The organism is Priestia sp. FW507-14D1A (assembly GCF_058781295.1).
On the sequence record NZ_JBYSWQ010000001.1, the window covers coordinates 581,486 to 605,632 of the forward strand.

The 24,147-nt window shown below is 39.6% G+C and carries 23 protein-coding genes, 1 pseudogene and 1 riboswitch; of the genes and pseudogenes, 10 read left to right on the forward strand and 14 right to left on the reverse strand.

Annotation, left to right across the window (positions count from 1 at the left end):
- Positions 1–80: 80 nt before the first annotated feature.
- Positions 81–1,490, forward strand: a complete 1,410-nt coding sequence (locus tag AC3WJG_RS03490; RefSeq protein WP_098658722.1) for a polysaccharide deacetylase family protein — start codon at positions 81–83, stop codon at positions 1,488–1,490.
- A gap of 28 nt (positions 1,491–1,518) precedes the next feature.
- Here AC3WJG_RS03490 and AC3WJG_RS03495 read toward each other — a convergent pair.
- A pseudogene (locus tag AC3WJG_RS03495) lies at positions 1,519–1,845 on the reverse strand (GerAB/ArcD/ProY family transporter); the annotation flags it as partial.
- 311 nt (positions 1,846–2,156) lie between these two features.
- Here AC3WJG_RS03495 and AC3WJG_RS03500 point away from each other — a divergent pair.
- Positions 2,157–2,390: a YczF family membrane protein gene (locus tag AC3WJG_RS03500; RefSeq protein ID WP_028411001.1), complete on the forward strand. Its 234-nt coding sequence runs from the start codon at positions 2,157–2,159 to the stop codon at positions 2,388–2,390.
- 167 nt (positions 2,391–2,557) lie between these two features.
- The gene (locus AC3WJG_RS03505; protein WP_257146776.1) at positions 2,558–3,730 is read left to right on the forward strand and encodes a hypothetical protein; all 1,173 of its coding nucleotides are present in this window, start codon (positions 2,558–2,560) and stop codon (positions 3,728–3,730) included.
- Positions 3,731–3,781: 51 nt separating this feature from the next.
- On the opposite strand, the gene AC3WJG_RS03510 is transcribed toward AC3WJG_RS03505, so the two are convergent.
- From AC3WJG_RS03510 to AC3WJG_RS03525, 4 genes are all read right to left on the reverse strand, one after another.
- Positions 3,782–5,215 (reverse strand): amino acid permease, encoded by a 1,434-nt coding sequence (locus tag AC3WJG_RS03510; protein ID WP_029323791.1) that lies wholly within the window; start codon positions 5,213–5,215, stop codon positions 3,782–3,784.
- Positions 5,216–5,448: 233 nt separating this feature from the next.
- Positions 5,449–6,348 (reverse strand): arginase, encoded by a 900-nt coding sequence (gene rocF, locus AC3WJG_RS03515; RefSeq protein WP_013058586.1) that lies wholly within the window; start codon positions 6,346–6,348, stop codon positions 5,449–5,451.
- A 509-nt stretch (positions 6,349–6,857) separates the two neighbouring features.
- The gene (gene ggt / locus AC3WJG_RS03520) at positions 6,858–8,936 is read right to left on the reverse strand and encodes a gamma-glutamyltransferase (RefSeq protein ID WP_337133985.1); all 2,079 of its coding nucleotides are present in this window, start codon (positions 8,934–8,936) and stop codon (positions 6,858–6,860) included.
- A 408-nt stretch (positions 8,937–9,344) separates the two neighbouring features.
- Positions 9,345–9,842: a tetratricopeptide repeat protein gene (locus AC3WJG_RS03525; RefSeq protein ID WP_225049486.1), complete on the reverse strand. Its 498-nt coding sequence runs from the start codon at positions 9,840–9,842 to the stop codon at positions 9,345–9,347.
- Between the two features lie 173 nt (positions 9,843–10,015).
- Between AC3WJG_RS03525 and AC3WJG_RS03530 the strand changes: the two genes are divergently transcribed.
- Positions 10,016–10,102, forward strand: a complete 87-nt coding sequence (locus AC3WJG_RS03530; RefSeq protein ID WP_016765201.1) for a YjcZ family sporulation protein — start codon at positions 10,016–10,018, stop codon at positions 10,100–10,102.
- 190 nt (positions 10,103–10,292) lie between these two features.
- Here AC3WJG_RS03530 and AC3WJG_RS03535 read toward each other — a convergent pair whose 3' ends face one another.
- The 4 genes from AC3WJG_RS03535 to AC3WJG_RS03550 all read right to left on the reverse strand — a co-directional run bounded on the left by AC3WJG_RS03535 (position 10,293) and on the right by AC3WJG_RS03550 (position 13,525).
- Positions 10,293–10,373, reverse strand: a complete 81-nt coding sequence (locus AC3WJG_RS03535; RefSeq protein WP_016765202.1) for a YjcZ family sporulation protein — start codon at positions 10,371–10,373, stop codon at positions 10,293–10,295.
- 326 nt (positions 10,374–10,699) lie between these two features.
- Positions 10,700–12,019 carry a TrkH family potassium uptake protein gene (locus AC3WJG_RS03540; protein ID WP_098331987.1) on the reverse strand — a complete coding sequence of 440 codons (1,320 nt, stop codon included), beginning with the start codon at positions 12,017–12,019 and terminating at the stop codon, positions 10,700–10,702.
- A gap of 3 nt (positions 12,020–12,022) precedes the next feature.
- Positions 12,023–12,682, reverse strand: a complete 660-nt coding sequence (locus AC3WJG_RS03545; RefSeq protein ID WP_013058591.1) for a potassium channel family protein — start codon at positions 12,680–12,682, stop codon at positions 12,023–12,025.
- A gap of 124 nt (positions 12,683–12,806) precedes the next feature.
- A riboswitch (cyclic di-AMP (ydaO/yuaA leader) is annotated at positions 12,807–12,951 on the reverse strand.
- Positions 12,952–13,066: 115 nt separating this feature from the next.
- Positions 13,067–13,525 carry a carboxymuconolactone decarboxylase family protein gene (locus AC3WJG_RS03550; RefSeq protein WP_057234101.1) on the reverse strand — a complete coding sequence of 153 codons (459 nt, stop codon included), beginning with the start codon at positions 13,523–13,525 and terminating at the stop codon, positions 13,067–13,069.
- Positions 13,526–13,645: 120 nt separating this feature from the next.
- On the opposite strand from AC3WJG_RS03550, the gene AC3WJG_RS03555 reads away from it, so the two are divergent.
- On the forward strand, positions 13,646–14,101 hold the full coding sequence (locus tag AC3WJG_RS03555; RefSeq protein ID WP_337133984.1) for an Lrp/AsnC family transcriptional regulator: 456 nt from the start codon (positions 13,646–13,648) through the stop codon (positions 14,099–14,101).
- Positions 14,102–14,380: 279 nt separating this feature from the next.
- Here the strand turns inward: AC3WJG_RS03555 and AC3WJG_RS03560 are convergent, their stop codons facing one another.
- On the reverse strand, positions 14,381–15,283 hold the full coding sequence (locus AC3WJG_RS03560; RefSeq protein WP_098526141.1) for a peptidyl-prolyl cis-trans isomerase: 903 nt from the start codon (positions 15,281–15,283) through the stop codon (positions 14,381–14,383).
- Entirely contained in the window at positions 15,280–16,554 is a 1,275-nt protein-coding gene (locus AC3WJG_RS03565) for a S1C family serine protease (protein WP_013084577.1), read from the reverse strand. The genes AC3WJG_RS03560 and AC3WJG_RS03565 overlap by 4 nt, the downstream gene beginning before the upstream one ends.
- 222 nt (positions 16,555–16,776) lie before the next feature.
- Between AC3WJG_RS03565 and AC3WJG_RS03570 the strand changes: the two genes are divergently transcribed.
- Positions 16,777–17,448 (forward strand): response regulator transcription factor, encoded by a 672-nt coding sequence (locus AC3WJG_RS03570; protein ID WP_028410990.1) that lies wholly within the window; start codon positions 16,777–16,779, stop codon positions 17,446–17,448.
- Entirely contained in the window at positions 17,445–18,794 is a 1,350-nt protein-coding gene (locus AC3WJG_RS03575) for a sensor histidine kinase (protein WP_028410989.1), read from the forward strand. The genes AC3WJG_RS03570 and AC3WJG_RS03575 overlap by 4 nt, the downstream gene beginning before the upstream one ends.
- Before the next feature lie 35 nt (positions 18,795–18,829).
- Here AC3WJG_RS03575 and cuyA read toward each other — a convergent pair whose 3' ends face one another.
- Positions 18,830–19,822: a D-cysteate sulfo-lyase gene (cuyA, locus tag AC3WJG_RS03580; protein WP_028410988.1), complete on the reverse strand. Its 993-nt coding sequence runs from the start codon at positions 19,820–19,822 to the stop codon at positions 18,830–18,832.
- Between the two features lie 150 nt (positions 19,823–19,972).
- Here cuyA and AC3WJG_RS03585 point away from each other — a divergent pair, with 150 nt between their 5' ends.
- The 3 genes from AC3WJG_RS03585 to AC3WJG_RS03595 all read left to right on the forward strand — a co-directional run bounded on the left by AC3WJG_RS03585 (position 19,973) and on the right by AC3WJG_RS03595 (position 22,185).
- The gene (locus tag AC3WJG_RS03585; protein ID WP_034649541.1) at positions 19,973–20,491 is read left to right on the forward strand and encodes an acyl-CoA thioesterase; all 519 of its coding nucleotides are present in this window, start codon (positions 19,973–19,975) and stop codon (positions 20,489–20,491) included.
- A 75-nt stretch (positions 20,492–20,566) separates the two neighbouring features.
- On the forward strand, positions 20,567–21,247 hold the full coding sequence (locus AC3WJG_RS03590) for a GntR family transcriptional regulator (RefSeq protein WP_098526140.1): 681 nt from the start codon (positions 20,567–20,569) through the stop codon (positions 21,245–21,247).
- A complete protein-coding gene (locus AC3WJG_RS03595; protein ID WP_028410985.1) occupies positions 21,244–22,185 on the forward strand; it encodes a DMT family transporter in 942 nt (313 codons plus the stop codon). The genes AC3WJG_RS03590 and AC3WJG_RS03595 overlap by 4 nt, the downstream gene beginning before the upstream one ends.
- A gap of 41 nt (positions 22,186–22,226) precedes the next feature.
- Here AC3WJG_RS03595 and AC3WJG_RS03600 read toward each other — a convergent pair whose 3' ends face one another.
- Positions 22,227–22,805, reverse strand: coding sequence for a suppressor of fused domain protein (locus AC3WJG_RS03600; RefSeq protein ID WP_013084584.1), 579 nt, complete (start codon positions 22,803–22,805; stop codon positions 22,227–22,229).
- 222 nt (positions 22,806–23,027) lie between these two features.
- Entirely contained in the window at positions 23,028–24,128 is a 1,101-nt protein-coding gene (locus tag AC3WJG_RS03605; RefSeq protein ID WP_060747168.1) for a M24 family metallopeptidase, read from the reverse strand.
- Positions 24,129–24,147: the final 19 nt, after the last annotated feature.

Genomic DNA, 24,147 nt, shown 5'->3' on the forward strand with positions numbered 1-24,147 from the left:
TTTTTTTAAAAAAAGTAAAACTAAATGATCGTCTCATGCGTCTATTAGGTAGATATATACAAAAAGGGGAATATTACCACATGAAAACCATGGGCTACAAACGTATTTTGACACTGCTTGGATGCTGTATTTTGTTTCTTGGTACAGCAGGGTATATCGTCAAAGCAAACAGTACAGAGAAAAAAACGGCAAACATTCAAACAGATCAAACCTATCCAAACGTTGAAATTCAAACGCTAGTTAAAGACCTTACCGACGGAGGCTATGCCATTAGCTACCCTTCCTTTGGTAAAAAAGAAATCGATCAATCCATTCAAGCTTACGTAACAGATCAAGTCGCACACTATGAGAAAAAGCTGAAGAAGCAGTCAAAAAAGAAAAAATCTGAATTAACGATTACATATAAAATTGTTCATTACAGCAAGCAAACGCTAAGCGTTGTCTTTGATGAATATGAATCTGTAAATGGAGAGAAAGGAACGTCTTCTCTCAAAACCTTTACCTTCGACCTGCCTGCTCAAAAACAAATGACGTTAAAGAATTTATTTAAAGAAGATGCAAACTATTTAGATCGCCTTTCGGCTATTTCATATGCTGAATTAAAAAAACAAATGAAAACAGCTGATTTTGACCCAGACCTTCAAAAAGGAACTCAGGCAGCTGATCAAAATTTCAGTCAGTTTGCGCTGCTTGAAAACAGTATTGTGATCTATTTTAAACCTTATCAGCTAGGTGCTGAACAAACGAAAACCAAAACAATCGCTATCCAAAAAGATTTATTTAAAGACATGCTGAGCGATGCTTACAAAGACGAAGTAGCAAATAAAAATAAAGTCAAAGAAACGCCTCCAAAACATATCGTTAACGAAATGCCGCAGCAAGGAGCGCCTATTGATCCAACTAAAAAAGTCGTTGCGATGACCTTTGATGATGGACCTAACCCTGCATCTACCAATGTGATTTTAGATGGATTAAAAGAAGTGAACGGGCACGCTACCTTTTTTGTGTTAGGAAGCCGCGTTCAATATTATCCTGAAACAATCGAACGTATGGTCAAGGAAGGCAACGAAGTCGGAAATCACTCTTGGGATCATCCTCAGCTCACACGGTTGAACGAAGCGCAGGTCAAACATCAAATAGGCGATACCCAAGCGCTCATTAAACAAGTGAGCGGCTATGAACCGCTGCACGTACGCCCTCCTTATGGAGCCGTGAACGCAAATGTAAGACGTTATATCGGAAATGTTGGCGTGACTCTATGGGATATCGATCCCGAAGACTGGAAATATAGAAACGTTCCTCACTCCGTTCAAGCAGTTATGAGCCAAGTCGGAGACGGAAAAGTTATTTTAATGCATGATATTTATCAAACAAGTGCCGAAGCAGCGGTTGAAATTATGAAGCAGCTTCACGCACAAGGGTATCAGCTTGTTACGATTTCACAGCTAGAACAGGTAAAAAAAGAGCGGGAGCAGCTGCATGTGCAGTAGCAGATAGCAGACGAACGCGCTGCAGCCGTTAGGATGGCTGCAGCGCGTTTGTTTTTTTCATACGATGCTTAATAAATGCTATACAGAGCAGCGTAAACGGAATCACTACGTGAAAAGGGATAAAAAGCAATACCGGCATAATCGTTAGCCCTTCTTTTAAATGCTCTTGAAAATTACTTGCAATCGTCAAAGAAAAAAATAAAATCACCGTGCCCACAGGATATGTCAGCGCAGAAGGTCGTTTCACCTTAAACAATGTGGAAAGTCCAACAATGACAGCGTAAAAAAAGACGCTGATTTTAACAAATCCTCCGATGACTAATGCAATCATAAAAAACACGTCCAGCCGTTCTAGCTATTACTTCAAATCCTTTGTGCACCGTATAAATAATTAACAGCATCAGCATCACATTCATTACAAATAAAGGACTGTCGCTTGTTCCTCTGACGCCGAACCTTCTGTTTCCTTTTTATTGTCTTTGTTTTTTTTATTTTTAAATAAAGAAGGCACGATTAAAAACACCTTTCTTTTCTTTTTTAGCTTTTTCCAAATAAATGCTTTGTATGCAATTTTTAATAGAGCAATCAAAGCGTAAGACAAAAAAATAACAAAAACTATCGGTAGAATGTTTTCAAGAAAAAAAACAAAACCGGAGAGTGAGACGTATGAAAATCGTTTGGATATCAGCTTTGCTGTTAGGATGCTTAATGGGATTTTCTATCGGAGTGGATATGATACAAGGATTTAGTTTTTCCATGGCCTTGCAAAATGCCTACAGTCCGTTTCGGGTTATGGAGTTCGCTGAACTATTTGTCCTTTTTTTCCTTTTGTTCTGTTTTGTAGCTGAAGTATTTTATCGTTCATTTAAAGTGAAAAAAGCAAAACAGCGACAAAAATAAAACTCTGTAAAAAACACATATTTCTCCTTTTTACCACCTATTCTCCTTCTCATTTAAATGTTATAATTTTCATAATTGGAAAAACTTTTACACGCCTTTCTACATGGAAAGCTGTACGCTTAAACTACAAAATAAACATTGACTTTGAACTAAAAGGTGAAGAAATGATGAAAAAAAAATTAGCCGTTATCAGTACAGCTTGCTTACTTATTCTTGCAAGTGATCCCATCCCTTCTTATGCTACTCCCGATTCCCCGGACTCCTCTTCCGACGTTTTGGACCAGTCAACAGACGTGGATACAACTGAAGATGTAAAAGCAATTTTTGACTCCCTCTATCAAGAAGGCTATTCGCTTGGAGAAGAAGATGGATACGCACAGAAAAAATTCGAACAGTTTGATCAAACAACAGGACTGGACAAATCTTCTGAAGAATTCACGTGGTTTATGATGGGGTATACGGTAGGATATAAAAAAGGACAGCAGCAAAAAGAGGAAGAACTCAAGACTGAACAAGAAAATGAAATGGCTGCCGGCGAAGAGGAAGGCTATCAGCAAGGCGTCCTTGATTACAAACATGCTACTGTTCAGTCAGAAATCGACCCTTTTCCTTCTAAGTCATCCGACTGGAATAAAGGGTATGTTCAAGGCTACAAAAAAGCTATTTCTTTAATGGACTTATCTGTTAAAGCAAAAAAAGAAGGCTATGACCAAGGTCTTGAAAATGATTCAATGAGTGTTCCGAGCATGTATGATGATGAGGATGTCACACGTCAGGCTTTTACAGAAGGCTTTGAAACCGCTCAAGCCGAAGTGCTGAAGCACCAAAAAAAGCAGTTTGAAAAGCAGGGCTACGTACAAGGCTATCACGACCTTCCACTCGAGGTACCCGCAGAAGCAGAAGGCGAATTGCAAACAGCCTTTGAGCAAGGATATGAAAAAGGACAGAAACAAAAGCAAAAAGACGTAAAAGCAGACGGATACGACTCAGCTTTCACTTATCAGACCTATAGAGCGCCTAAAAGTCTTCAGGACAAGCCCGAGCTAGAAAAATGGTACAAAGCAGGTTTTTATTCGAATAAAGATGTGAAATCTTTACAGCAAAAAGCTTATAAAGACGGCTGGAAACTCGGAAAAGAAGTGAGCGTTCCCAGAAAATACAAGCAAAATAAAGCTGCGGTGGCAATGTACAAGAAATATTTTGAGCAAGGCCAAAAAAAGCAGGATAAAACAGTGAGTCATATCCTGCTCGGCAGCGGTATTGTTCTTACACTGGTTGCTCTTATCACGCTATGGAGGCTCCGCCGCCGTAAAAATGAAGACACAACACTAGATAGCTAAAAACGAGTACATAAAAAACCCGGAAAATCACGATTTTCCGGGTTTTTTATGTTAAATAATCATTCGTTTATTTTCCGCAAGCTGAACTTCTTGCTCTTGTTTTGACTGATTTTGTTTTCGAATTTTCAAATAATAATAAACATAGCAGCCTATAAAGAAAATACCTCCGCAGTATAACGCCATTCGCTGCTCGGGATCAAACGCAAGACTGATCATAACGATACAGTTCGTAATAAGCGCTACGATAGGAAGAACCGGATAAAGAGGTGTTCTAAATTTCAGATCTTCCACTTTTCCACCTTTAGCCACGTAAGCACGACGAAATGCAAGCAGTGAAGCGGTAATCGCAATCCAGCCAATTTGAGCACCGAGTCCAGCGAGTGAAATCAGCCATACAAAAACGGTTTTAGCTGCCACTACGCTTGAAAGCAGCGAAAAACATGAAATCACAAGCGTAATTAATAGTGCATTAAACGGAACTCCTCTTTTGTTAACTTTTCCAAGCGCAGGACTTGCCATTCCTTCTCTTGAAAGAGAATAAAGCATACGTGTAGCCGCGTAAAATCCAGAGTTTGCGACTGAAAGAAGAGCTGTTAAAATGATAAAGTTCATAATATCCGCCGCGTAAGGTACACCTACACTGTCTAACACAACAACAAATGGGCTTTCTACGACGCCTGCTTTTTCACGAGGAATCATGCTTGCTAGGACAAACACGGATAAGACGAAAAAGAAAAGCGTACGCCAAACCGTTTGCTTAATCGCTTTTGGAATTGTTTTTTCTGGATTTTCACTTTCCCCTGCCGCAATTCCAATCAATTCTGTTCCTTGAAACGAAAAGTTCACCGTAATCATTGTAATCAGCAAAGCCGTTACGCCATTTGGAAACAGCCCTTCGGCAAAGAAGTTTGATAGAAGCGGTGCTTCCTGTCCGCTTTTCATATCAATGAGTCCAAACATCGCCGCTCCGCCTACAACAATAAACATAATGATGGCGAAAATTTTAATGCTTGAAAACCAAAATTCTGTTTCACCAAATGCTTTAGCTGAAAGTGCATTTAGTGAAAAAATTAACGCTCCAAAAATGGCGCACCATAACCAAACGGGCGAGTCTGGGAACCATCTTTGCATTAATTGTCCGGCAGCTAAGAACTCAAGCGCCACCGTTACTGCCCATCCTAGCCAGTACAGCCATCCAATCGCAAAACCGGTTGCAGGGCCGATAAATTTAGTGGAGTACGTTTGAAACGATCCTGCAACTGGCATAGCAACAGATAATTCTCCAAGACACAGCATCGTTAGATACATAATGATCCCTCCTACTAAGTAGGAAATCATTGCTCCCATCGGACCTGCTTCATTGATGGTATAACCTGAACCCAGAAAAAAACCGGTACCAATACATCCTCCTAGTGATATCATAAAAAGATGCCTTGTTTTCATCGTTCTTTTTAATTCTCCTGGCTGTCCCTGTGGAATATTCATCCCATTTCCTCCCTTTGCTGCACAAAAAATGAAATCGCTTTCATTTTTTTAGGTTTATTTTGTTTTTATAGCCGCTTACTAGGTAGCTCTTCATGGCTCAAGTCCATTAATGCCGGATGTTTTTCAAATGGCGCCAGCCCCGTAGCGAGGATGGCAGCCGCTTAGCCCTGCATGAACGTTTATTGGATCATAACAGATTTTCTTCTACACGATACCTATTAAGTAGCTCTTTCTTATAAAAGCTTATCGCCAAACAATGAACTCATTAACGCAACCGCTACTTCTGCAGTTTTGTTATGCTGATCTAAAATAGGGTTCACTTCTACAAATTCAGCAGATGTCACCATATCTGCTTCCGCTAGCATTTCCATTGCTAAATGACTTTCTCGGTAGCTGATGCCGCCTTTTACAGGTGTACCTACGCCTGGTGCATCATCCGGATCTAAGCCGTCTAAGTCCAGCGACAGGTGCACGCCGTCTGTACCGCTTAAATAATCAATCGTTTCTTTCATCACTTGCGTCATACCTAAACGATCAATTTCATGCATGGTATACACTTTAATTCCTTTTTCTTTAATTAACTCTTTTTCACCATCATCCAATGAGCGTGCACCGATAATAACTAGATTTTCAGGTTTAATTTTTGGGGTATACCCTCCAATATTTAAAAGTACAGGATGTCCAATACCAAGGCTCACCGCTAACGGCATGCCGTGAATATTGCCTGATGGAGATGTTTCAGCGGTGTTTAAATCACCGTGAGCATCATACCAAATAACGCCTAAATTTTCTGAACCTTTTGCGACTCCTGCAAGCGTTCCAATTGCAATGCTGTGGTCTCCGCCTAATATTAACGGAAAACGGTCTTGCTCTCTCACTTCTTCAACTCGTGCAGCAAGCTGTTCATTTCCGCTGGCTACAGCCGCTAAGTTTTTCAAATTCGTATTTTTATCTACGTCTGCCCGCTCTTTAATTTCTACTTTAATATCGCCTTCATCGTGTACGGTATAGCCAAGAGCTTCTAAGCGTGTATTCATGCCTGCATAGCGGATCGCGCTCGGCCCCATGTCTACACCCCTTCTTGTTTGTCCGTAATCCATTGGTACACCGATAATTGAAATGTCTTTTTTCATTTTCTATACCTCCGTTGCATTTTATTCTGTGTGAAGTAAACATAGGTGTTTATGTAACTATGTATTTTTTTCATTGATACAGCCCCTCATCTATTTCTTATGCAAAAATGATGCCAACTTCGTTTGTAGCATTCTATCAGTCTTTCTATCACGGGTTTTCTTACACATGCAAAAAAAACTGTCGATTTCTACAACTTTTTGGCAAACTATGCAAATTTTTTTGTCGTTTGGTTTAAAATCGCCAATTTTATTTGCTTTCATAAAAAAGAGATTGCGACATAACAAAATTCATTCAATTTAAAGATGAACAAATGGAATAAAGGAGCGAGTATGGATCGCTCGTTACACCGCTGTTGATTTACGTGCAACAGCTAGAAGTAACTACACACTGAAAACCTACGTTTGCCATACCAATAAAAAAATCCGAACGAGTTGGATTCTCCATCAAGAATCTCAATTCATCGTTCGGATTTTTCTTCACCTAAAATACTTTTGTCCCAGTCTCTTTTTTAATTTGTAATAACGTCTCCGTCTTCATCATCGCCGGCATCGTCTTCACCAGGATCTTTTTCTAATGAGACCACTTTCTTTTCTTCATCCCATTTCACTTTGTAGCCAAGTGATTTGGCTACTTTGATAACTGATAAATACGAGTGATGATTTGGTTTATACAGCTTTAAGTCACTCGAATCAATGACGCCTAAGCCTAACAGCAGGCGATCGGATTGAACGTAAGGCTTTCCATCAATCAGCTTCACTTGCTTATCAGTAAATGGATAAACGGCACGGTTGACTTCAACTGTAAACTCTCCTTTTTTCTCTTCTTTAATTGGTTTTGGCTGTTTGGATACATATTTAATTGCGTCTACTCCTAATACCGTGCCTTGGCGCGTATTATCAGCGCCTCCGTACATTTTCCCCGTTTCATAATCATAGATAACCGCTTGAACGTTTCCAATATGCTCAGGCTTTTCTTCAAACGCATGTCCTTTAGCCATCATTTCAAGAAGTGTATCTTGGCTAAAGCCAGGTTCCCATCTTACGGTTGGATAGCCGCCTGAATAAATACGAGGTGTTAAAATCGCTTTTTGAATCGGCATCTTATGGTCAATAACATTTATAATCGTTTCTGCTACAGACGCAATAATGGTTGGGCCTCCCGGTGAACCAATTGCCATGAACGGCTTTCCGTCTTTTAACAGCATCGTTGGAGACATGCTGCTTCGAGGACGTTTTTTAGGCTCAACCTGGTTCACACCTCCCGGAGTGGCATCAAAATCCGTCATTTCATTGTTGAGCATAAATCCGTAGTCAGGAACCATAATTCCTGAACCAAAAACTTGTTCAATGGTAGTCGTGTAAGAAACCATGTTTCCCCATTTGTCTACAACAGAGAAATGAGTCGTTTGGCCGATTGGATTTTCTTCCTTTACTGTTGCTTTATTTGGATTTTCTTTTCCTTCATATTTCCAAGGGTCTCCTTCTTTGACATTAGGCGTTGCTTTGTTTGGATTAATTAATTTACGACGTTCTTTAATATAATCTTCATCTAACAGTCCTTTTTTCGGCACTTCGTAAAAGTCTTCATCTGCCATATACGCCGCGCGATCCGCGAAAGCTAAGTGCATCGCTTCCGTTAAATGCTGCAAATACTGAGGCGTATTGGAACCCATTTTTTCTACATCATAACCTTCCATTAGCTTTAAAATCTGCTGAACGGTTAATCCGCCGGAGCTAGGAGGAGCCGCACTAACCACATCGTAGCCTCGGTAAGTTGTTTTAACCGGCTCACGTTCTTTTACAACGTAATTTTTCAAATCATCCATGGTCATGCTTCCATCGCGTTTTTGAACTTCTTTAACAAGCGCTTTTCCAATTTCTCCTTTATAAAGAGCGTCTGATCCTTCTTTTTGAATAAGCTTTAATGTTTTAGCAAGATCCGGCTGAACAAGCTTATCTCCTTCTTTTAACGGCTTGCCATTCGGCACGAATACATTACCGGCCGTTTGGTATCTTTCAAGCTTGTCCACATTTTCATCAATGTACTGAGCCATCGACCAATTTACTTTGATTCCTTGTTCTGCTTGAGTAATAGCTGGTTTAATAACATCTGATAAGTCCATTGTTCCATAATCTTCAAGGGCTGTTTCTACTCCTTTTAGCGTACCAGGAACTCCAACTGCCTTTCCTGTTATGTGACGCTTGCTGAAAGGGATGACTTTTCCTTTTGAATCTAAAAACAGCTTAGGCGTGACATCAGCTGGTGCCATTTCACGGCTGTCTAGCATCGTAATTTTATCTTTCTTTTTTTCATAAATCATCATAAAGCCGCCGCCGCCGATACCTGACATCATCGGTTCCACAACGTTGAGAGATAATTGAATGGCAGCTGCCGCGTCCACAGCATTTCCGCCTCCAGCTAAAACTTTCCTGCCCGCTTCAGCAGCCAGCGGGTGAGATGCCGCTACAATTCCTTGTGTAGCACCTCGTTTCATTGAATGGTCGACACCCGGAACTTCAGCAGCAGCTGGTGTGACAACTAAACTTAAACTAAATAATGCAATAACCAACATCTTCATAACCTTCATCTGGGTCTCCTCCTTCAAATACATTATTTCACATCGTCTGAAACGATGGATTTCACAAAGAATAAATTGGTTTATTATGATATTTTTTACATATGTGTATAAATAAAAAGCAAAGTAAATCAGACCTTTGCTTTTTTAGTTAATTGCATGTTTACCTTTTTCTCTATTCATTTACAATTATCTATATTTTCCAACAATTTATCCATAGGCTGATAGTTTCTTACTATTTTTGGAATTATGTAGACTGAACGCTCTAATAATGTAGAAAATCTAGCAGTTAAGAAGTCGTTGGACTTACATGCACTTCTTAAAATTTCTATAAATATTCTTATTGTTATATAAAAAGCAATTCTTTATGAAAATCAGCATATGTTTCCTCAAAACCAAAAATAAAACAGGACTTTTGATTCACCGTCCTGTTTGCAGCATGTTTTCGACTTTTTTAATATCTCCGTGAGTAGGATTGATTTCCCGGGCATAGGCGATTTGTTCTTTCGCTTTTTCCATTTCTTTTAATTGAATATAGGTTTTGGCGAGTTCGAGCGGCAGCATAATCCCTTCAAAACCAAGATCTTGCGCCCGCTGCAAATAAGACAGCGATTTTTCGTAATTCCCTCCAAACATAAGCGGAGTTTCCCGGTATTTTATTCCTCGAACGAAGTGCGCCAAGCTTGAAGATGGATTTAATGTTAGTGCCTGATGAAGAGCTCGGTCCATTTCTAAATTCAATACCATTTTTTCGAAAATAATTGATTCTTCGATTTGCTTTGCTAAACAAACCGCTAAGTAACAGTACAAATCAGATGCTTGAGGTTTTTTCTTCATTTCTTGTTGAATTTCGCGTTTGATCTCTTTCCACTTACCCTCTTCTAGCTGATTTATGACGTATTCTACATGTATTCCCACCACTTTGCCCTCCTTTTCCTCTTTATCATAAAGGATTTCTGCAAAAATGAAAAAAGTAAGTGTTCTTCATTTTTCTCAAAAGATCGTTACCGTCAAAAATAGGCAAATTTCTCAATCACTTAACCCAATTAGTACATAGGATATAGAGAATTTTAGTAAAGGGGGGTACACATATGGGCGCAAAAGGCGGTTTTGGTTTTTCATTTATCGTTGTTTTATTTATTCTATTAGTAATCGTAGGATGTTCTTGCTACTACTAATTTTTAGAGGGGATGAACATCATTCATCCTCTCCTATTTCAAAAAAAAACCATGCTTTCGCATGGCTACATACCGATTAGATGAATGAGTAGAGGAACTCATTGTTCGGCAATATTGAAAAAATTTTTGGTTTTTACTTCCGCCTAGTATGCCCTTTTTGACGGGGGCTATGCGCAAATAAAGTTAACGTTTAAAAGCGAAAGCCAGACGCACCTACAATAACAAGTAAAACAAATAACACAACGATTAACGCAAAATTTTGTTTTCCCACGTACCATCCCTCACTTCCTATTATCTGCTTTTAGTGTATGCAACAGCTTGGCAAAATGTTTAGGACAGGGGTGCGGATTTTTCTAATGAGAAAAACCTTCAAATTTCGCCAAAAAAAGTGAATCATATTTTTGTTTCTTTCGTTATATATAGTAAGAGATTTTCTACTATAAAAAAGGGGGACCTTTAATGCGCCGACATTCCAAATTGCCCATTGTTCTTGTCTTTGCCTTCTTTTTATTCATCGCAACTGTTTTGTGCGTAACCTCTTATATGTCTTGAACGTATAAATAATATAAAAAAATCGCCTTATCGAAGGCGATTTTTCTACCCTAGCATTATATCTTCATTTGGATAACGAACAGCTTCGCGCTTTTGCTTAGATAATGAAAACGCAAGCGTTAATGGCCCCACTTTTCCTAAAAACATGATAAAGATAATAATTACGCGTCCAAAGTACGAAAGTTCAGGAGTTGCTCCCATTGATAAACCTACTGTTCCAAACGCTGAAACAACTTCAAACATAATTTTTACAAACGGAAGGTTTTCCGAAATATTTAACAGGAAAATAGCCCCAAATACAAACATAATTGAAATCATCGTGATGGCTAGTGCCTTAAACACGTGAAGAGGAAGAAGTCGTCTCTTTAACAGCACAATATCTTCCCGGCTTCGTAAAAATGCCCATACAGAAAAAACAATCACCACAAACGTTGTTAGTTTAATACCGCCTCCTGTTGACGCACTTCCTGCACCAATAAACATTAATAAGACCATTAAAAAGACCGTTGCATCATGCAGGTGAGCTAAATCAATTGTATTAAATCCAGCGGTTCTTGTCGTTACTGCTTGAAAATAAGAAGCCCATACTTTGTCTCCTAATGATAAATTTCCGAGCGTATGCGAATTGCTGTACTCTAAGAAAAAAATAAAAAGCATGGCAATCACATTAATCGCAAACGTGCTGATAATCATAATTTTTGAATGCAACGTTAGTTTTTTATACGATTTTTTCACCCACATATCAGCAAGAACGGTAAACCCTAACCCGCCAATGATGAATAAAAAAGAAATCGTTATGTTAATAATAGGATCTCCAACATACTGTACTAAGTTATCAGACAGTAGTCCAAACCCTGCGTTATTAAAAGCTGAAATTGAATGAAACAAGCTAAAGAACAGCCCCTTAGACCATCCGAATTCCGGAACCCAGCGTATCGCTAAAAAAACAAGTGCAATAAACTCAATTAAAAATGAAAAGATAAACAGCCTTTTAACTAGCAGGACAACTCCGCCGACGCTTGTTTGATTTAATGCCTGCTGAACGAGCATACGCTCTTTAAATCCAATTTTTTTACCTAGCATCATAAAAATCAACACGGCAAATGACATAATGCCAAGACCGCCTATTTGAATTAACAGCATAATGATCGTTTGACCGATGACGGTAAAACGCGTACCTGTATCTACGACGGCTAAGCCGGTCACTGTCATAGCGGAAGTAGATGTAAAAAGGGCGTCTACCCATCGGATTGGCTCAGTAGTAGAAAAAGGCATCATCAATAGAAGAGCACCCATAATAATTCCTCCGCCAAAAATGGAGACAAGCAGCTGCGGAGGGGTGAGTTTAATGATTTGTTTTTTCATGAGTTAAACTCCTTCTTCTTCAAAACGGTTCAAATCGCGGTTATGTCCGATAACAATCAGCATATCTCCTTGTTCAATTATTTCATGCGCGGTAGGCGAAATCACCATTTCCCCGTCTTTTCGCTGAAAGCCAATAATGTTGCAGCCGTACTTGGCACGAATGTTTAAATCAAACAGCGTTTTATTATGAAGTTTCTTAGAGGCGACAATTTCGACAATACTATAATCCTTTGATAATTCAATGTAATCAATGATTTTTTCTGACACTACGTGATGAGCAATACGTTTAGCAATATCACGCTCAGGATGAATGACTTTGTCTGCTCCTATTTTCTCCAGCACTTTTTGATGATACATATTCACTGCTTTTACCCATACTTGCTTAACGCCCATATCTTTTAAAAGCATCGTTGCGAGAACGCTTGCTTCGATATCATCCCCAAACGAAATAAGAGCATGATCAACATTGCGGATACCTAGCCCCTTTAAGCTAGCTTCATCAATCGCGTTTGCTTGCACAACATATGTAGCTGAATTGCTAAATTTATTTACTACCTCCTGATTGCGGTCAATAGCGAGCACATCCACATCCAGATTAGCAAACTCTTCAACCAAACTGCCTCCAAAACGACCTAATCCCAATACAGCAAACTGTTTTTTCATAATGTATTTATTCCTTTCTTCAACTGCTGTGTGTTCTCTTAGCTTATACTTTTTCTAAAAAATTACATCTTTTTCTTAAAAAAAGCGCAAAAAAACACAGGAAGGCTCCTGTGTTTTTTCACACTCTTCCCCCTCAAAACGCTTGCGAAGTTAGCTGTCGGGTTCGGGTTTTAAGAGTAACCCTACCTTTTTAAGGATTCACCCCAGAGCACAATATGTGCGTAAATAATGGGTCCTCCGCTCCGTAATGGATTAAGCGATTTTTATTCAAATATCTATGATCTATTTTTTAGAATAATCGATTCGATTCATGATACGTTTCACTTCACGAAAGCTATCTTACTCCTGTGAATTTTGTCTGTCAAGATATTTTTAGCAAAGACCTCACTTGCGCTGCAAGCTGCAAAAATCATATAAATCTAAACTGACAATCATTTTGTGAAATTGATCAAATAAATTAATAACAGCTAAAAGCTCTAACAGCTGCGTATCACTGTAAAATTTCTTTAATTGATCCATATCAGCATCCGTTAACTCCCTTGGACGCACCCGGTATACATCAATAAATCGAAACAGCAGTCGATCTTTTTCTTCCAGCTCTTTTTCTCTTAACACTTTTTGATTAAGCGTCTCATCGCCTACATATGACATGCTCATACACGTCTCACAGCCGTTAACACCTGCTAGATAAAGCCTTATTTTTTCCTTAGTCTCTTTTTCTACTATATCGCTGTTCCAAAGCGTGTCGTAAAGCTCATCGTATAATCTTTTTACATGCGGAATTAAATTCAATGCTTTTTCAAAATTTGTTCCCTCTTCGTTTGCTAACAAAACTCTTGCCATTTTTTACTCACTCCTTTTTAATTATTATAGTAAGAAAAATGGAAATTTCAGATTACATATAAAACATCTTATCTACTATTACTAATCAAATGAAACGTTAATGAGAAAGAAGGTTTTCAATTGAAAATTGATGAAATTGATTTATCGATTTTGCAGGCGCTGCAGCAAAACAGCCGCCTTTCCTTACGAGAGCTAGGAAAACAAATTAACTTGTCCCCTCCTTCGGTGGCAGAGCGAGTAAGGCAGCTAGAGAGCTTTGGTGTTATAAAAGGGTATACGATTGATATTGATTATGAAAAGCTGCATTTGCCCGTGTCGTGTTTTATTGAAGTAACGATGAAAAACGGAGAGCACGAGCGTTTTAAACGATTTATTTCTCAGTATCCCTACGCTTTATTCTGTGAACGCATCGCCGGGCAAGCCTGCTTTATTACAAAGCTTCAGCTTCCTCACCTGCACGTACTCGAACAATTTATTAACGAAATTACACCTTATGCCAAAACGATTTCACACATCGCCCTTTCTCACGTAGAGATGGTTCCTGCATTATTAAGTCATTTAAAAGACGAAAAGTGATTGAAACGTAACGAAAAAATCCGAACGATTGGATTGATCGTTCGGATTTTCTTTCCACTAAACTACTTTTGTCCCAGCCTCTTTTATTCGTCCAACAGCATAAAAAATAACCCTCCAAAGCTGGAGGGTATAAATTTTCCGAATAATGAAAGTTTTACAACTTCATTTTATCAGGTGCCGACATTTCTGTCTACTTAAAAATGTAAAAGAGCTCTCTATTAATAGAAAGCTCTTTTACCTGCTTGTTTTTTGAAAACAATCAATCTATATAAAAGGAAACTACCTAAGGCTGAACGTCACGTGAAACCTTGGCAGTTGATCCTGGATATACCGGTTGATATGATTCAAAACAAGTTCTTTCATCATTTCTTCTCTGACTTCTAATTCCGTTTTTTTATCTTTTTGTTTTAAAATAAGAATATAATAGACTTTACCCATTTTAATGGGCTCACTACTCTCTCCGATGTGCTGTTTTTTTAAAACATCTATAAAAGAAGGAGATAAACTTGAAAGCTTTAGATTATCAGCATTCTCTATTTTGCTCACTGTCTGGAATTCAGCATATTTTTTTTGAACGCCTTGAAGAGATGTTCCCTTTTGCAGTTCAGCCGCAGCGGCGTCGGCATCATGTAAAGTGGAAAAAGCCAGCTGCGTAAAAGATACGCGCGTCAGATCGTTTTCAATACGTTTATAGTAAGCAGTTAGTTCATCAGACGTAATTTGTTTGCGGAAATATTCTTCTAATTTAAACTCATTCGTTAGCTGGTTGGTTACATCACTGGAACGAATATTTAACACTTCATAACCTTGTTTTCTTGTATCCTCGTCATATGAGCGTTTAATTTGCTTCCACATATCCTCGACTTGTTTTTGTACTTTATCGCTTGTCTTTAGATGTGAAATTAAGATTTTTTGCATAACAAGCTGCCGCAATAACTCTTTGCGGTAGCTTGTATCATTTAGGGGAGCATCTGGATTTAAGAACCCTTCAACGGCTAAAAAACGGTTGAATTCAGCTCCTGTCACCTTGCCTCCCTCATACGCTGCCAGTTCTTTGGCAGAAGATAGCTGACTAATTTCTACAGAAGGAAACATCGTGTTTGAATGCTTCCCTCCGCAGCCGGTTAAAAATCCGAACGCTGTTAATACTGCTAGCAGCAGCTTTAACGGTGTTGAACTCATCCATTGTTATCCTGCTGTTCTGAAAGCTTCAGAGAAATAGTTTGTTTTTTTCCATTTCGATACACGTCTAATTTTACCGTGTCTCCTACTTTGCGTTTTGTGTATAGATATTGACGTAAATCACTGGATGTTTTGACTTCGTTTCCATCGATGGCAACAATCACGTCTTTTGATTGTAAACCTGCATCAGAAGCAGAAGAGAATGGTTCAACCGTCGTTACGACAACTCCTTCAGACGTATCGCTTGTTAGGCCTAGCTGGTTTTGTTTTGTTGCAGCTGAAAGCTGACCTACATCTTGAAGACCTACCCCCATATATGGACGCGTTATTTTCCCATTTTTCATAAGCTGTTCAATCGTCGGCTGCACTTCATCACTTGGAAGAGCAAAGCCGATGCCTTCTACATTGTCTTCTGAAATTTTCATACTGTTGATGCCGACTACTTCACCGGAAGAATTGATCAAGGCACCGCCGCTGTTCCCTGGATTAATCGCCGCATCCGTTTGAATTGCATCTACGTTCCAATTTTCTGAAATAGGGACAGAGCGTTTTGCTGCGCTCACAATACCTTGTGTGACCGTACGAGAAAATTGTTCACCAAGAGGATTTCCGATTGCAAGCACCGTTTCACCCGCTACTAAATCCGATGATTTCCCGAACTTCGCCACTTGTTCAACATTTTTGTCAGACATCTCAAGCACCGCTAAATCCGTTAGCGCGTCAGCTCCGACAATTTTAGCTTTTTCTTTTTGTCCATTTGAAAGTGACACTTCTACTTCGCTTGCGCCGTCAATAACGTGGTTATTGGTCACAACGTATGCTTTTCCATTTTCTTTTTTGAAAATAACACCGGAACCCGTTCCTGCTTCTTGCGTTTGGGTATCTCCAGAAAATGGATTTGTTTGTTGCTGAATATTGTTCACGCCTACAACAGCAGCTGATACTTTATTTACAACTGAAACAAGATCTGACTGATTGACGGTTGTGCTTACTGTTCGAGGCGTTGTGCTCGTTGTTGTTGCCGTTTGAGTCTGCGTTGTTTGATTCGCTGTTTGCGTATCAGCTGAATCCATTAACCCCAGCTGGGGAGCACCGTATAACACAATTCCTCCTCCAAGTACTGCTCCGGCGATAGAAGATGCAATCACTGGAAATAAGCGTCTTCTTGGAGGCTGTGATGATGACGCAGGCTGATACTGATCGTAGCGCTGCTGGCGATTTTCGTATTCTTCTTTTCGTTCTTGCTCTCTTTCATAATCACGTGGATCCATGAAAAACACTCCTTTTAACGTAGCAAATTTTATGTTATCTATACTATAAAATAAAAGTTTGGGATAAGTATCAAAACAATGTGTGAAATTGTGAAAAATTTCTTTATAACAGCAAACACGTAGTATAATAGCGGGTACATAGACCTTTAAAGACACGCGCATAGATGGCGCAATATGCTTTATTTACCTTAATTTTCATATATTCAGAGGAAGGTGTCAAATTTGAGCTTTACACTATATTTAGTAGAGGATGAACAAAATTTAAACGAAGTTTTAACCCTTTACCTTCAAAAAGAAGGCTGGGACGTTCGCTCATTTTTTAACGGCACGGAAGCCAAAGAAATGATTGCAACTCCTCCGCATCTGTGGATTTTAGATATTATGCTGCCTGACATTGACGGGTATCAGCTCATTCGCGAAATCAAGCAGCAAACGCCGCAAGTGCCTGTTATTTTTATCTCAGCCCGCGATGCCGATATTGACCGGGTTCTTGGGCTTGAAATGGGCAGCGACGACTATTTATCAAAGCCTTTTTTGCCTCGTGAACTAGTTATTCGAGCAAACAAACTGCTAAACCGCGTATATGGTTCCAATCAAAAGAAAACCGATACCATTACGCTGACTCCTTATGAGATCGATTTACATACCCGTACAGTCAGTGAAGATGGAAAGCCAATTGATTTAACGTCTAAAGAATTTGATTTTCTTGTCACTATCTCAAAAGACCTTGGACAGGCTTTTTCACGGGAGCAGCTGCTGAATCTCATTTGGGGAGAAGATTATTTTGGCACAGACCGAGTGGTGGATGATTTAGTAAGGCGCGTGCGTAAAAAAATGCCGCAAGCACGAATTGAAACGATTTACGGATATGGATACCGGATGATGAAAGCATGAAAAACAAGTCGCTTGCATTTCAAATTTGGCTCGTCATCTCCGGTATTTTACTGCTTATTTCAATTTTGCTCGCTATTTTATTCCCAACGACGCTCAGGCAGTTTTTCACGAATGAAATTTATACCACTATTGAAAATGAACAGCATATTTTAAAAGAATACGGCCTGCCAAGCCGCTCAGGTGAATACTACTTTAGCAATGAAGACAGTGAACCAACACTTGGCAATCGAACCGTGGATCATATTTTATTGCCTGAACATGCGGATATCTCTTATTTTTCATCACGGGTGTTGCCTCAAGACTTTTTGAGAAAAGCACAGGAAGATGCAATCAATCAGCGAAAAATCGTCGCTCGCTATGAAAAAGATCTTGGCAACCGGACGCTTTTTTATGTAATACGAAAAGTAAGTGTAAACGGACAGCCTGCTTTTTTGCTTTCATTTTCGTGGGATACGTATCGCAACGCGCTCACTTCTACTCTGTTTAAACAGCTGCTTCTTGTAATTTCAATTGTATTTCTATTCAGCTGGCTTCCATCTATTTGGCTATCAAGATATTTAAGCAAGCCGCTTGTATCGCTTGAAAAAGATGTGAAAAAAATTGCCGAACAAAATTGGCATGAGCCCGTTACAGTGAACCGTTCAGATGAAATTGGCAAGCTAGGCGCGTCCATTGAGCAAATGCGCAAAAGGCTCGTATCTAAAGATGAAGCACAGCAAACGCTGCTTCAAAATATTTCACATGATTTAAAAACACCGGTTATGGTGATTCAAAGCTACGCTCAGTCGATTCAAGACGGCATTTATCCAAAAGGTGATTTATCGCAAACGGTAAAAGTTATTGAAGATGAATCCAAAAATCTCGAGAAAAAAATCCGCGATTTGCTTTACTTAACCAAGCTTGACTATATGTCCACTCATCAGCTTGCACAAGATGACTTTGATTTTACTGCACTACTTCATGAAGTAGTGGATCGCTTGCGGTGGAGGCGCCCTGAAATACAGTGGGAATTTGACGACGCAAACGCAACGATTAAAGGAGACAAAGAGCTGTGGACAAAAGTTCTTGAAAATGTACTCGACAACCAGCTGCGCTATGCCGAGACGAAGGTTTCACTTTCACTTGCTAAACACCAAACGAACGTTCAATGTACAATCAGCAACGATGGTCCGCCGATTGATCAAAGCGTGCTTCAACACTTGTTTGAACCGTTTAAAAAAGGCGCAAACGGTGAATTCGGTATCGGCTTAAGTATCGTAAAGCGTATTGTTACAATGCACGACGGAGCAATTACGGCCGAAAATACAGACACCGGAGTAACGTTTTCACTTACTATCCCTATATAAACTAAAAAAGCAAGGGAGCCGAATCCCTTGCTTTTTTATGAAAAAATTGAGGTATAGGCATAAAGAGCCGGTGAACCGCCTGAGTGGACGAACACCACATTTTCATCCTTATTAAAGTAACCTTTTCGAATTAAATCAATCAGACCAGCCATCGCTTTTCCCGTATACACAGGATCCAATAAAATCCCTTCCGTACTGGCCACAAGTTTGACTGCTTCCACCATCTCTTCTGTCGGAACAGCATACCCTGGACCTACGTATTCATCCATACACACAATCTCTTCTTCTTTAAAAGGCGTTTTACTATGTAAATGATCATAAAGTTCACTCGTCAGCTTAGCAACTTTTACTTCTTGTTCTTCTTTAGCACGACTAACATTCATTCCAATAACGGATACGTCACTTTGAAGACCTTGAAAGCCTGCCACTAATCCTGCGTGCATGCCTCCGCTGCCGCTTGTGCAAACCACGTGGCTAAGCTTTATTTGCTGCTCATAGCTTTGCATAAGCAGCTCTTGTGCACAGGCAGCGTATCCGGTTGCACCGATAACATTCGAACCTCCTACTGGAATTAAATACGGTTTATGACCTTTTTCAATTAGCTCTCGCTCTACTGTTTTCATTTCGGCTGTCAAATCAGAACCTTCAGCGACAAACCGCATGTCATGAGCGCCTAATAAATGATAAAGAAAATAGTTCCCTGTCGGCTGATCACTTGCTTTATTTTCCCCTTCTTCTAATACGAGCACGCATTTCATTTGTTCTTTTACAGCCGCAGCGAGCGTCAAACGACAGTGATTGGATTGTATCGCACCGCACGTTACAAGCACGTCTGCTCCTTGCGCCTTTGCATCAGCTACTAAATATTCAAGCTTGCGTGTCTTATTTCCGCCACCTGTCAGTCCAAGCATATCATCTCGCTTCATATAAATTGAAGGTCCATTTAACTGCTGAGATAAAACCGATAGCTTTTCTAAAGGTGTAGGGGAATCTGTATATTTTCTTCTAGAAAATTGAGTTAAGTTCATGCTCTCATCCTCTCTTTCATATTTGTTCTATTTTACCATATAGAAGCTTTTGAAGAGCTTTTTACGAAAGGGCTCTCTATAACTTGTATACATAAGAACAAGTAGTCAACATACATTAAACCATATAAACAGTTTGAAGGAGTGTTTTCAATGAGTGAAAAAGCAGTACTTTGCAGCGTCTCACGAGTAGTCAAATCACAGCACATTTTTCCAAATGACCTAAACAATCACCACACCCTTTTTGGAGGAAAAATTGTCGCTGACATGGACATGACGGCTTCTCTTTCAGCAGCTAAACATTCACGAAAGACGTGTGTTACGGCTTCCATTGATCACGTTGATTTTATCGAACCCGTCACCGAAGAAGATTTTATTTCATATGAAGCATTCGTTGTTGTTACAGGAAAAAGCTCCATGATTATTTTTGTTAAAGTGATTGCCGAAAATTTATTAACGGGCATTAAGCGTATCGCAGCTACTTCTTTTCTCACCTTTGTTGCATTAGAAAACGGGAAACCTGCCTCCGTTCCTCAAGTTATTGCTCAAACTGAAGAAGAAAAAAGCCTTCAAAAAGTAGCTCTTGAACGAAAAGAATCCAAAAAAACGCAGGTTGAGCACAGCAAAGCGATTGCGAGCATTTTATCTAAATCTTTGCGCAGCAGTAATTAAGCTCTTCATCTAAAAAGCAGCTGTCTGCTTTTTAGACGAAGTTTTTTTAGTTTTCACATTGTTATTTAATGTAATATGCGATATATTGGTTTTATGAAAAATAACATTCAACCTCTCAAACGACTTTCTTTAAGGGAAGAAGTCTATCAAACACTTAAACACAATATTGTCATGCTTGAATTTCAGCCCGAACAAAAGCTTCAGGATAAAGAACTGGCTGAGCAGTTTGGAGTTAGCCGCACTCCTGTTCGAGAAGCATTAAAAAGGCTTGAAGATGAAGGCCTTGTCCAAACGACACCTGGCTCTTCTACAAAAGTGGCTCCATTAAACCTTGAGGAGGCAAAACAATCTTTTATTGTCGTCGCAGCTCTTCATGCACTTGCTGCTAAGCTGGCTTGTACTTCGTTACAAGAAGAAGATATGGGCGAACTAATCAAACACAATCAATCTCTAGAACATGCAATCAAAACAAGAAATGTCCTTAAAGCGATCGAAGCAGATGAAGCATTTCATTCCGTCTTTTTAAAACGGGCGAACAATATAGAGCTAGAACGTGTTGTAAAACAAACAAGCGCCAAAATTCAGCGTCTGGAAATCGCTCGCTTTTCGTCTCTTGCTAGCCTAGCTTCTGTTGATCAGCACAAAGAAATCATAAACGCTTGCGGTCAAAAAGATTCCGCCCTGACATCGCAGCTTGCCGAAACGAACTGGCTGACGTTAGGTGAAGCGCTGACAAGTGAGGAGGAATTCAAGTGAAGCCTCTTTTATTAGGCATTGCTGCCTCATTCTTTTTTGCTTTTACATTCGTTTTAAATAGAGCGATGGATTTATCCGGAGGCAGCTGGGCGTGGAGCGCGTCGCTGCGCTATTTTTTTATGGTACCTCTTTTACTTGTGCTCGTTTATTTTTGGGGTGGTATTAAACCTGTGGTGGCAGAAATAAAAGCCCAGCCTCAAAAATGGCTGCTTTGGAGCACGGTTGGATTTGGGTTATTTTACGCTCCTCTTTGTTTTGCTTCAGCCTACGGTCCCGGCTGGCTTATTGCAGGAACTTGGCAAATCACAATTTTATCAGGGTCTCTCCTAGCTCCTTTGTTTTACAAGGAAGGAAAGAAGCGAGGAGGCATTCCCTTCAAGCAGCTAGGTTTTTCGTTTATTATTTTAATAGGAGTTGTACTCATGCAGCTTGAGCATGCGACTGAACTGTCAGCCGCTACTGCCTTGCTTTGTACCATTCCCATTTTAATTGCCTCTTTTGCGTACCCGCTTGGCAACCGTAAAATGATGGAAGTGTCGTCACTTAATACGTTTCAGCGCGTGCTTGGAATGACGCTTTCAAGCCTGCCGTTTTGGATTATTCTTTCTTTCTATGCCTGCGTGACCGATGGACTACCAAAAACAACTCAGATTTATCAAAGCAGTTTAGTTGCTTTACTTTCAGGAGTATGTGCAACAGTTCTATTTTTTGCAGCAACCGACCTTGTTAAAAAAGATTCTCAAAAGCTAGGTGCAGTTGAAGCTACACAATCGATGGAAGTTTTATTTGCCCTGCTAGGAGAGGTCTTCCTTCTATCAAGTCCTTTGCCATCGATTCTTTCTTGGGTTGGAATGGGAGTTATCATAGCAGGCATGGTACTTCACAGCTACCAAACAAGTCATAAAAAAGCTATACCGCAAAAAGAATTGACCTACTAATTAATAACAAAAAAGAGCGTCTTAGTCGGCGCTCTTTTTGTTTATACAACAGATCTTCTTTCTAAATTGAAGACATTCACCTGCTCAGCATCAAAGCGGCTTAGCAACGAATCTACTCCATACTCAAGTGCAAAAGCACGTTCATTTTCTGAAATCGGAACGGCCTGCAGGAACGTTACTTTTTTATCAGATAGTTCAATCGTTGAAAAATTATCCCATAAAAACGGCGGAATCAGCAAAATGTGCTGCATATGAAAGCTGTCATCAAGCACTGCAATAACGTCTTTATAAATAGCTCCTGGGAAGATGGACACATGAGATTTCATCATATGGAAAATACAGTTTGCTAAAATAGCAGAATAAATACCGAATTCCTCATGACAAGCCCCAACGATTTCAATTCGAAGCGGGATCCCCCCAACTGTATAGCCTGTCGGACATTGATGACCACCGAGCGTTGCATACGCGGTTACGTCTTGACGCGGATGATTTTCACACGCCACAACGTGAATACCATGCTTTTTTCTTTCATCTGAATAATCTTCAATTCGATCCTTTTGACCAAATACATCTATTGCTTTATGTATAATTAATTCTTCATCTTTTGTAAAATTACTCATAAAAAACCTCCTTGCTTGCGACCTTAAAAAGCTCCCTACTGTACAGCATATACTACTGCACTCGCTTACGATATAGTTTTTAGAAAATGTGATAGAAATGTTATCGTTTCGTAACATACTATGAAATTGTATCAAGAAGCAAACAAGAAACCTTGGCCAATTTTTTCTTTTCCCATAAAAATAGAGCCTGCACCATGGCAGCCTCTATTTTTTATGACATTATTATGAAATAATTTGTAATTCTTTTGGGTACTTCGTTAACGTTTCGTATCCATCTTTTGTAATGATTACATCATCTTCGATACGCACGCCTCCAAGTCCTGGAATATAGATACCCGGTTCAATTGTATATACCATGCCTTCTTGAAGCACATCATCATTGTTGCGGCTCATCGAAGGAAACTCATGCACGCTAATACCAAGACCATGACCAAGACGATGCAAGAAATACTCTCCATACCCTGCTTCTGTAATAATATTGCGTGCTACCATGTCCAAGTCGCCAATGCGAGTGCCGGGCTTGGAAGCTTCAAGAGCTGCCTGCTCAGCGCGCTGTACCGTTTCATAAATTTCTTTTTGCTTATCATTAATAGACTTGTAAGCGACTGTACGCGTAATATCTGAACAGTATCCGTCTAGCACTACACCTAAATCGAACAGAACCATATCTCCTGGCTTTAACGTGCGAAGACCTGGGTTCCCGTGCGCTTCTCCCGTTTTTTCACCAAATAAAACCATCGTTGAAAACGACATCTCACGAATTCCTTTTCGCTTTAACTCGTATTCAATTTTAGCCAGAACATCCATTTCCGTAACGCCTTCTTTTAAAGCCGCTACGCCTACTTCTACACCAAAATCAGCTAAATCAGCTGCCTTTTGCAGAATCTCAACTTCACGCTCATCTTTAATTAAACGCAGCTGATTTAATTTCTCTTCTGCTCCGACTAGCTCAGCGTTTGGATATAGGCTAAGCAGTTCTTCGGCTCTCGCATACAGCAGCTGCTCTTTCTCTACAGCAACCTTTTTCACATCTATTACGTTTCGTTTATGTAAAGCTTCTTTAATCAGTTCCCAAGGATTTTGATGATCTTCATATCCAATCACATCAAACTTCCAGCCGGCTTCTTTTGCTTGTCCCACTTCCATTGATGGACAAATAAGCATCGGCTCTGCTTCGTTAAACACAAATAAGCCAAGTAAACGCTCATGCGGATCCGTATGAAATCCAGTTAAATAAAATACGTTTTCGGTTGACGAAATAAAGGCCGTTTCTACATTCTTTTCTTCCAGCCACGATACAACTTTTTCTAAACGTGCTTCCATTAAAAAAACCCCTTTCATT

Excerpts from the sequence above, each read along its gene's own strand:
- AC3WJG_RS03490 (WP_098658722.1), top strand. The coding sequence starts at position 81 with ATGAAAACCATGGGCTACAAACGTATTTTGACACTGCTTGGATGCTGT.
- AC3WJG_RS03500 (WP_028411001.1), top strand. The coding sequence starts at position 2,157 with ATGAAAATCGTTTGGATATCAGCTTTGCTGTTAGGATGCTTAATGGGA.
- AC3WJG_RS03505 (WP_257146776.1), top strand. The coding sequence starts at position 2,558 with ATGAAAAAAAAATTAGCCGTTATCAGTACAGCTTGCTTACTTATTCTT.
- AC3WJG_RS03510 (WP_029323791.1), bottom strand. The coding sequence starts at position 5,215 with ATGAATATTCCACAGGGACAGCCAGGAGAATTAAAAAGAACGATGAAA.
- rocF (WP_013058586.1), bottom strand. The coding sequence starts at position 6,348 with ATGAAAAAAGACATTTCAATTATCGGTGTACCAATGGATTACGGACAA.
- ggt (WP_337133985.1), bottom strand. The coding sequence starts at position 8,936 with ATGAAGGTTATGAAGATGTTGGTTATTGCATTATTTAGTTTAAGTTTA.
- AC3WJG_RS03530 (WP_016765201.1), top strand. The coding sequence starts at position 10,016 with ATGGGCGCAAAAGGCGGTTTTGGTTTTTCATTTATCGTTGTTTTATTT.
- AC3WJG_RS03540 (WP_098331987.1), bottom strand. The coding sequence starts at position 12,019 with ATGAAAAAACAAATCATTAAACTCACCCCTCCGCAGCTGCTTGTCTCC.
- AC3WJG_RS03545 (WP_013058591.1), bottom strand. The coding sequence starts at position 12,682 with ATGAAAAAACAGTTTGCTGTATTGGGATTAGGTCGTTTTGGAGGCAGT.
- AC3WJG_RS03550 (WP_057234101.1), bottom strand. The coding sequence starts at position 13,525 with ATGGCAAGAGTTTTGTTAGCAAACGAAGAGGGAACAAATTTTGAAAAA.
- AC3WJG_RS03560 (WP_098526141.1), bottom strand. The coding sequence starts at position 15,283 with ATGAGTTCAACACCGTTAAAGCTGCTGCTAGCAGTATTAACAGCGTTC.
- AC3WJG_RS03565 (WP_013084577.1), bottom strand. The coding sequence starts at position 16,554 with ATGGATCCACGTGATTATGAAAGAGAGCAAGAACGAAAAGAAGAATAC.
- AC3WJG_RS03575 (WP_028410989.1), top strand. The coding sequence starts at position 17,445 with ATGAAAAACAAGTCGCTTGCATTTCAAATTTGGCTCGTCATCTCCGGT.
- cuyA (WP_028410988.1), bottom strand. The coding sequence starts at position 19,822 with ATGAACTTAACTCAATTTTCTAGAAGAAAATATACAGATTCCCCTACA.
- AC3WJG_RS03585 (WP_034649541.1), top strand. The coding sequence starts at position 19,973 with ATGAGTGAAAAAGCAGTACTTTGCAGCGTCTCACGAGTAGTCAAATCA.
- AC3WJG_RS03590 (WP_098526140.1), top strand. The coding sequence starts at position 20,567 with ATGCGATATATTGGTTTTATGAAAAATAACATTCAACCTCTCAAACGA.
- AC3WJG_RS03600 (WP_013084584.1), bottom strand. The coding sequence starts at position 22,805 with ATGAGTAATTTTACAAAAGATGAAGAATTAATTATACATAAAGCAATA.
- AC3WJG_RS03605 (WP_060747168.1), bottom strand. The coding sequence starts at position 24,128 with ATGGAAGCACGTTTAGAAAAAGTTGTATCGTGGCTGGAAGAAAAGAAT.